General features: G+C 50.8%; 5 protein-coding genes and 1 tRNA gene. 1 reads left to right on the forward strand and 5 read right to left on the reverse strand.

What is annotated here, in order from left to right; genetic code table 11:
• Positions 1–141: 141 nt before the first annotated feature.
• A complete protein-coding gene (locus BIY29_RS19200) occupies positions 142–432 on the reverse strand; it encodes a transposase (protein ID WP_121576622.1) in 291 nt (96 codons plus the stop codon).
• Between the two features lie 232 nt (positions 433–664).
• A tRNA-Arg gene (locus BIY29_RS19205) sits at positions 665–741 on the reverse strand.
• A gap of 375 nt (positions 742–1,116) precedes the next feature.
• Here BIY29_RS19205 and BIY29_RS19210 point away from each other — a divergent pair.
• The gene (locus tag BIY29_RS19210; protein WP_121576626.1) at positions 1,117–3,558 is read left to right on the forward strand and encodes a DUF3772 domain-containing protein; all 2,442 of its coding nucleotides are present in this window, start codon (positions 1,117–1,119) and stop codon (positions 3,556–3,558) included.
• A 206-nt stretch (positions 3,559–3,764) separates the two neighbouring features.
• On the opposite strand, the gene BIY29_RS19215 is transcribed toward BIY29_RS19210, so the two are convergent.
• Genes BIY29_RS19215 through dgcN form a run of 3 tightly spaced genes read right to left on the reverse strand, consistent with a single transcriptional unit; the run spans position 3,765 to position 6,646 of the window.
• Positions 3,765–4,625 (reverse strand): D-amino-acid transaminase, encoded by an 861-nt coding sequence (locus BIY29_RS19215; protein WP_121576623.1) that lies wholly within the window; start codon positions 4,623–4,625, stop codon positions 3,765–3,767.
• Between the two features lie 42 nt (positions 4,626–4,667).
• Complete coding sequence (gene dgcA / locus BIY29_RS19220; protein ID WP_121576624.1) at positions 4,668–5,648, reverse strand: N-acetyl-D-Glu racemase DgcA; 981 nt, start codon at positions 5,646–5,648, stop codon at positions 4,668–4,670.
• On the reverse strand, positions 5,645–6,646 hold the full coding sequence (gene dgcN / locus BIY29_RS19225) for an N-acetyltransferase DgcN (protein ID WP_121576625.1): 1,002 nt from the start codon (positions 6,644–6,646) through the stop codon (positions 5,645–5,647). The genes dgcA and dgcN overlap by 4 nt, the downstream gene beginning before the upstream one ends.
• Positions 6,647–6,754 lie beyond the last annotated feature (108 nt).

A 6,754-nucleotide genomic window follows, 5' to 3' on the forward strand; every position in this document is an offset into this window, starting at 1 on the left:
GGCTCAGGGTGTCGTTAGACAACTGTCGTTGGCTGGGTGTTCGGTTGCGCCATGACTGTTAACCCCGCATGCTGACATTGAGCAACAGGCAAATTCGTTTCACCGCATGGAAAGCCGATAACTGAGTGACCATGGCGTATCTTAGCGGCATTCCCGCGCAAAGAACGCCGCCGCTTTTTTCAGGATGAGTTTATCCTCTTCCAGTTCAGCGATTTTGGCTTTAAGGCGTCGAATTTCCAGTTCCTGTTTGGAAAGCTGCGGCGTGTTGGAGAAAGCAGCCCCCGCCTTATCCTGATAGGGTTTTTTCCAGTTGTAGAGCGTGTTCTCTTTGATATCAAGCTCCTGTGCCATACGGGCAACAGACTTGCCGCTTTCGAGCAGCAATGCAACGGCTCTGCGCTTGAACTCTGGGGTATATTGTTGTCTCGTCATAGTGACCTCGCTTTCTTTGACTGATTTGAAAACAAGGTGGGCACTAAATCAAGGACAGATCACTTCATTTGGGGGTATCACTTCTATTGAACCTGCGAATACCCCCAAACATACCCCCAAGTGAGGTTGGAACTCAAAAGACCACACTAGACCTTGATAGCCCATGCTGTAGAAGATAATGCTGATTTTTAAGGGGATTGTAGACTTTAACAGACGTCAAAAGACGAAATTATGGTACGCCCTACAGGATTCGAACCTGTGACCTACGGCTTAGAAGGCCGTTGCTCTATCCAACTGAGCTAAGGGCGCATTGCGGAGAGATATTGCTGTTGGTTGTAATAACAGTGGGCTGGATTATACCCACACGTCGAGGTGAGTCAACGGATTGGCGTTTGATTTATACTATACGGCCAATCCCTGTACAACCGGAGTAGAGATTGCCATTTCTTGTACTGTTTTGCATTGTTGCGACTTTCATTCATGCTAAATGTTGAAAGGGGTGAATATTTCATACTTATCTGCTGTGCCTGTTCAGTAATTCTTTGTAAGTTGTACGTGGGCATGTTCGCCGGAACCTGCTGTTGATACACTGCATCAATGATGAATTATCATCTAACCTGTCTGGCGGGTTGCGGCTGTTATGATCATCCGCCATTTTTGTCGAACTTGGGAATCTTTCGATTTATGCATACTTTGTTATCCGCATTATTGCGTATTTTCCTGTTGGCGATATTTGTATTGCCTGTTGGATATGTGGCGGCGGCAGATCCAGATCCCCAGCCATCACAGGCTGAAACGCCTGTGAAAATAAATATTGATGCCGAACTGATGAAGCTGCAAAAGCAACTGGATAGCATTAAGCAGCAGGTATCGGGCGCTGACAGCGACAGCAAATTTGGCGCGTTGAATGACACCACACAGGAGTTGGTCGGCAGTACCAACGATCTCTCTGCGGCGGTGGAGCCGTTAAGCGCTCAACTACAGGCGCAGTTGGATGTTTTAGGGCCTGCGCCTGAGCCGGGTTCTACCATTAATGAAACGAGTGAGGTAACTCGTAAGCGCAACAGTCTGAACTCACAGAAAGCGAAGCTGGATGCGCAGATCGAACAAATCCAGACGCTGCGCACCAATGCGGCAAACCTTTCTGCGCAGATTGTTACGCTGCGGCGTAATGCGTTGAAAACTCAGTTGGCGTTGAATTCCGGCAGTATTTTTGGGGCGCGCTTTTGGTCCCCGATTGTGGCGCCTCAGGCGGAAGATCAACGGCGGTTTAGCGTATTTCTGGGGCAGTTAAGTGATACGTTAATGGTTTCCTGGGAGCCGGATTGGCGTTACGGCTCTGCCTTTTTTCTGTTGGTCGCGGCGGCACTGGCTACTGCGGGGCGACGCTATATGGAAAAATACCTGGCTTGGGCTGGGATCCATCTGTTGCCGGAAGGGCGGTTAAGGCGAAGTTTTCTGGCAACGGCCAGCGTTATCTCTACCGTGCTGACGATCGGTATTGCGGCAAATTTACTGGACTTCACGTTCACCCGTCATGGCGAGTCGGCTGAACGGGTAGACGCGTTTCTGAATACGCTGACACAATTGGTCGTCTTTTGTGCGATGATTGCGGGGTTGGGCCGCGCATTTCTTTCAAATCAGCGTCCCTCCTGGCGTTTGCCTTCCATCTCCAACCCGGTAGCCAAGGCTATGAAGCCGTTTCCGGTGATTGCCGCGGTTTTCATCCTGATATTTGGTGTTATTGATCAGGTGACCGCCACCGTGGGGACATCGGTGGCGGTCACTGTTATGGTGAATGGTTTATCAGCACTCTTTCTGGCATTGACCGCGGGTATTATTACGCTGAAAAGCGATCAGGTTCGCCGCCAGATGGTTTATTCCGGTGCGCAGCCGGAAGCGCGTTCTACTCTGGCTGGATTGATTCATCTGGCTGTGTTGGTGACTTCATTTGCTGTACTGTTTTCACTGGTCATTGGTTACATCTCTCTGGCCCGATTCCTGACCTATGAACTGGTGTGGGTCGGCATGGTTTTTTCATGTCTTTACCTGTTCTCGACGTTTATTACCGATATCTGTGAAAGTGTATTTTCTTCCAACAATATCAGCGGACGTCGAATTAAAAATTCGCTCAATCTTGACGATCGACACTTAGAACAGGCCGCTGCATTGCTTTCTGCCGTTGGGAAAGTGATTTTGATTCTGATGGCGGCGGTTGCCTTACTGAATGGCACCTTTGGTACGACGACGCCGCTGGAGCTGGTGCAAAAATCGGTTGAGCTTTGGGGAGGTAAGGGGCTGGAAACATTGAGCATTGTGCCTGCTCATATGGTGAATGCGATTCTTTTTCTGGCGATTGGGGTCTATGTTCTAAGGTCTTCCAGGCGTTGGCTGGAGCATGAATTTCTTCCCAAAACGATGATGGATCGCGGTATTCGTGCGTCGCTGGTCTCGCTGTTCAGTAATATCGGTTATATTCTGATTATCCTGCTGACGCTGGCTACGCTGGGTATTCAGTGGAACAAACTGGCATGGATTGTCAGTGCTTTATCGGTGGGGATTGGTTTTGGCTTGCAGGAAATCGTAAAAAACTTTATCTCTGGTATGATCCTGTTAACAGAGCGTCCGGTTAAAGTGGGCGACCTGGTGAATATTAGCGGTGTGGAAGGGGATATCCGGCGGATTAACGTCCGGGCAACTGAGATTCAACTGAGTGACCGTTCGACGGTTATCGTTCCTAACTCGCAGTTTATCTCGCAGAACGTACGCAACATTACAATGGGAAATGCCCTCGGTGTCGCGACGATGGCACTGACGTTTCCGCTGGATATCGATCCTGAAGAAGTCAAAATGCTCCTGCTGGATGCCTACAACGAACATGAGGCGATTCTGGATTCGCCAGCACCCTCTGTCTCGTTCAGCCAGTTGACCCCGACAGGTATGGTGTTGAGCGTGACAGGTTATGTCAACAGCCCACGTTTGGTTGGCGCAGCGAAAAGCGATTTATTGTTTGAAATTATCAAGCGGCTGCGGCAAGCCAATATTCCTTTGGCCGTGCCGCAAAGAATGGTGTTGGAAAACTCAGCAGGAATGCCGGATGGCGATATCGGGGAAGAGAAGCCGTGATATTGATGCCATCTGTTGATGGAAACAAGTTTCTCTGGCGGTCTTTGTCCCTGGGGTTATCGATCTGAGGTGATGAACTAAAGTCGGTAGCACCGTTTGGTACTGAACTGGTTTTTCTCAACGTAGTTCCGTATCTGCTGTGAAAGCAGAGAGCCCTGCGTTTACGCAAGGCTCTGTTGTGAGATTGTCAGCAGTTTGGCAGCGAGTTACTTAACCTGCCGTTTCACCATCTCGATATAGATTTCTCTCAGCCGACGGGTTACCGGGCCGGGTTTGCCGTCGCCAATAGTTTTGCCGTCAAGTGTTACGACGGGCAAAACGAAGGTGGTTGCTGAACTGATAAAGATTTCACTGGCGTGATAGGCTTCTTCTGGCGTAAAGAGGCGTTCTTCCAGTTTGATATGATCGCTTTCGGCCAGCTTCAGCAGTGACTGACGGGTAATGCCGTGCAGAATATCGTTACTTAGCGGACGTGTCACCACGGTTTTATCATGCAGGACGATGTAGCAGTTACAGGAGCTGCCTTCGGTAATAAAGCCGTTTTCTACCATAAAGGCGTCATCGGCATGTTGAGCATGGGCATACTCTTTTGCCAGACAGGCCGCAAGCAGGCTGACAGTCTTAATATCCCGGCGATGCCAGCGTATATCGGGGCAGGTTACCACCCGCAGACCGCTGTCTGCTGTCGGGTTATCCAGAACGGCGCGGGCTTGGGTAAACAGCACCAGCGTGGGTTTCACCTCGGCGGAAGGGAAATGGAAGTCACGATCGCCTGCGTTGCCGCGGCTTAACTGTAAATAGATCGCGCCTTCTTCCATTCCATTTTTTTCGATCAGGGAATGGTGGATATTCTTCAACTCGGAAGGGGTCACCGGCAACGTAAGCGACAGCTCACGGCAGGAACGCTGTAGACGCGTTATATGACCGTCAAACTCGGCCAGTTTACCATTCACAACCGCGGTCACTTCATACACAGCATCGGCAAAGAGAAAACCACGGTCAAATACCGAAACTTTGGCCTCGCTCTCCGGCACATATTGCCCATCAACATAAACAAGACGTTGCATCACAACACTCCTTAATAGTCTTTTAATGCAGCTTAACGCAATTTAGCCCCACAGCGCCGCTTCAGACGGGTGTATTTTACTGCCGTCATAATGCAACCCGTTGGTTCGGTCACGCTGTAACAGCAAAGGGCCGTCCAGATCGACAACCTGTGCCCCCTGAGCCACTATAAAGGCAGGCGCCATCGACAGTGAGGTGCTTACCATACAGCCGACCATAATCTGCATACCCTGGTTCAGCGCGCTGGTGCGCAGACGCAGTGCCTCGGTCAGACCACCGGTTTTGTCCAGCTTGATGTTTATCATGTCATAACACCCGGCGATCGCTTCTAGTGAATGGCTGTCATGGCAGGACTCATCGGCACATATCGGGATCGGGTGCGGCAGTTCGGCCAGTATGCGGTCTTTCCCGGCGGGAAGAGGTTGTTCTATCATCGTGACACCTAATGCAGCCAGTTCCGGCGCCAGTTTTAGATAGAGATCGGCATCCCATCCTTCGTTAGCGTCCACTATCAGACGTGCTGACGGCGCACCTTTGCGCACCGCAGCAACCCTGGACAGATCGTCTTTGTCTGCCAGTTTCAGCTTGAGCAGCGGGCGGTTGGCATTATGCTGCGCCGCCTGCTGCATCCGTGCCGGTGTATCCAGCGACAGAGTATATGCCGTTTCCAATATGCCCGGAGCCGACAGATTCAGACGTTGCCAGATCCGCTGGTTATGCTGTTTGCATTCCAGATCCCAAAAGGCACAGTCGAGCGCATTACGTGCCGCGCCTGCCGGTAGCTGGCTTTGCAGATGTTCACGCTCCAGACCATGACGGATATCGTCGCTAAGTGTGGCTATCTGCGCCATTACGCTTTCGATGGATTCGCCGTAGCGGGCATAAGGAACACATTCGCCATAGCCGGTTACGTTGCCGGAGTGGAGCGCGACAACCACCACATCAGCCTGGCTTTTACTGCCGCGTGAAATGGTAAATCTACCCTGTAGCGGCCAGCTTTCATGGAATAGTTCGAGCGCGATCATAAGTCTGCCAATTGGTCAACGATACGTCCTACACCCTGACGGAATGGATCTACAACCGGCAGACCGAATTTTTTCTCAATGTCTGCCATTAGTTGCAATGCTTCCTCTTCATTGAGTGCTGCGCTGTTTATGGAGATCCCGACAAAACGCGCTTTGGGATTGGTTAACTGGGCGACCGACAAATTCAGGGCCATGCAGGCGGCGAGATCGGGAATAGGGTAGTCAACGCCACGCATGGTTTTACGAGTAGGTTCGTGACAGAGCACCAGTGCATCGGGTTGTGCGCCATGAATAATCCCGGTCGTCACACCAGCAAAAGAAGGGTGGAACAATGAACCCTGACCTTCAATAACATCCCAGTGATTTTCATCATTAGCGGGAGCAATGGTTTCGACTGCGCCGGCGATGAAATCAGATACCACGGCATCAATACTCACACCGGATCCGCTAATCAGGATCCCGGTTTGGCCGGTGGCCCGGAACGTCGCTTTGCCGCCGCGGGATAAAATTTCTTTTTCAATTGCCAGGGCCGTGTACATCTTGCCGCAGGAACAATCGGTTCCGACGGGTAGTAAGCGTTTACCTGAACGTTTGCGCCCGCTGGCAACCGGGAAGGTTTGTGAGGGGTGGCGAACATCAAACAGTGAACGGCCAAGTTTTGCGGCCAGTTCACTGAGTTCTGGTACATCCGCCAGACGATTATGCAAGCCGGCGGCCAGATCCATGCCGCTTTCCAGCGCCTGGCGCAATACGGCGATCCATTGTTCTGAAATGATCCCGCCACGGTTGGCGACTCCGATGACTAACGTTTGCGCGCCTGCCGCACGGGCGGCGCTGATGTCCAGATCCGGAAGTTGACAGTCAGCATGGCAGCCTTCCATGCGGTATTGGCCAACACAATATTCCGGGTGCCATTGCTTAATACCAATAGCCACTTTTGCAGCTAACTGATCGTGAGCATCACCAAGGAATAACAAATAAGGTTTTCTGATATCCATTATTCATCCTCATAAATATTAGGAAAACGTTGATTGAAAGATCGCTTTTTTGAAAAATAATTTGATAAATGATATGAATTTAGAACTGATGATAATGATGAATATATT

The sequence above is a fragment of the Brenneria alni genome (assembly GCF_003666245.1).
GTDB lineage: Bacteria > Pseudomonadota > Gammaproteobacteria > Enterobacterales > Enterobacteriaceae > Brenneria > Brenneria alni.